Source organism: Methylobacterium sp. WL18, from assembly GCF_008040015.1.
GTDB lineage: Bacteria > Pseudomonadota > Alphaproteobacteria > Rhizobiales > Beijerinckiaceae > Methylobacterium > Methylobacterium mesophilicum.
Genome location: NZ_VRVD01000871.1, coordinates 1 through 1,549 on the forward strand (window position 1 = coordinate 1; position 1,549 = coordinate 1,549).

General features: G+C 72.8%; 1 protein-coding gene and 1 pseudogene. Both read right to left on the reverse strand.

Going from position 1 to position 1,549, the window contains the following annotated elements; translation table 11 throughout:
- Nucleotides 1–922, reverse strand: a pseudogene (locus FV228_RS29190) (hypothetical protein); the annotation flags it as partial.
- A 139-nt stretch (nucleotides 923–1,061) separates the two neighbouring features.
- Nucleotides 1,062–1,549, reverse strand: a 488-nt coding sequence (locus FV228_RS29195) for an invasion associated locus B family protein (protein ID WP_147857652.1), incomplete at its 5' end; no start/stop codon positions are given.

The window sequence follows — 1,549 nt, forward strand, 5'->3', positions numbered from 1 at the left end:
CCTTTCGGGTGGGCTGAGGGGCCGGCACGACGGGTTTGGCGGCGCCGGCATCGGCGGGCCCCGGCACCTCGGCCGCCTTCGATTCCGGCGCCTTGAGAGGCGTGCGGCTCACGACATCGATCGTGTAGGCCCCATCCTCCCGCTCCGTCGTGACGGTGTAGCCCTCGGCGGGAGTCAGCAGGATGCTGGCCGAACTCTCGTCCGACTCGGTGGCGAGCTTGGCGATGCCCGGCCGCGGGCGGCCCCGGGCCTCGGTCGAATCGATCGTCCAGGATCCGGCGACGCGCAGGCGCGTCGTCGCCCCCTCGGCGCTCACGGTCGCCACCGCCTCGTCGGGCAGGCGCAGCGACAGGCGCGTCAGGGTCGGTAGCCGGGCAAGCTCCAGCGCAAGGGGCTTACGCGCCGGCGGAAGCGTGCGCGCCTTCAGGGCTTCCTCGGCCACGCGGGCCCTGCGGGCGAGCTCGGCCACCACCTCGGGGGGCAGCGGCGGCGGCAGGCCCGACCAACCCTCCGGCAGGAGGTCGACGAAGACGCGCTCGCCGGCCAGCTGGACGTTGGTTTGGTACGGCCGCTGCAAGGCGACCCGCAGGCCCGACCCGTCGGGGTCGCGCCGGACCATGGACACGAAGGCCGGCATGTCTTCGGCGAGATGCTCGGGGCCGGGGGTTACCCGCTCGCCGTAGCCGAGCAGCAGGATCCCGCCGGCGAGCTTCGCCTTGACGGTGACCGGCTTATCGAAGGTGAGCACGATCCGGCCGTAGCCGCCGGGCCCGCTGCCGGCCTCGCTGCCCTTGGCACCGATCAGCCGCGCGGCGAGCGCCGGGTCGATCGCCGCCAGGAGCGCGAGCACCGGCAGCGACACGCGCAGCAGCCGCGTGCCGAGATATCCGCAGATCCCGGATCGCCTGCCCTCCGAGCCCATCGCCCCGCCGATCCGATCCCGGGCGCGACCCGACCGGGGCCGCGACGTCGGGCGCCACACTGGGACCCACCCTGCGGCACGGCGGCTAACGCTGGCTTAACCGTAAGCCGGGGATTGGCCGGATCCGGTCCGCCCGACGTCAGCCGCCGAGGGCCACGGCGCGGTCGAGGGCCTGCGGGAAGCCTTCGAGGGGCACCGTGATGGTGGCGGGCTCGCTGCCGCTCGATTTCTGGCCGGTCACGAACAGCTTCTTGGCGTTGCGCATGCCGTCGAGCGCCAGGGTCGGGAAGCTGATCGGCACGAGACAGCCGTCGCTCACGCACATGCTGTAGGGTGCGCCCTTGCCGAGGGCCTGCTCGTCGAGCTTGAAGCTCACGCCGGCCTCGATCGACAGGCCGAAGGGCATCAGCACGATGCCTTCCGAGCGGCCGTCGCTCGGAGATTGCAGCTCCAAGCCGAACTTACGCCGGCCGGTCTGCGAATCACCCTGGGATTGCGCGACGATGCAGGTGACCTTCTCGCTCGGGCGCGTGCAGGTCATCGTCCAGTCGCCGTAGCTCTCGCTGACGGTGCTGGCGCCGGTGGGCCAGGTCGCGTGCGCTGCGGCAGGCGCGGCCGCGGCAGCAG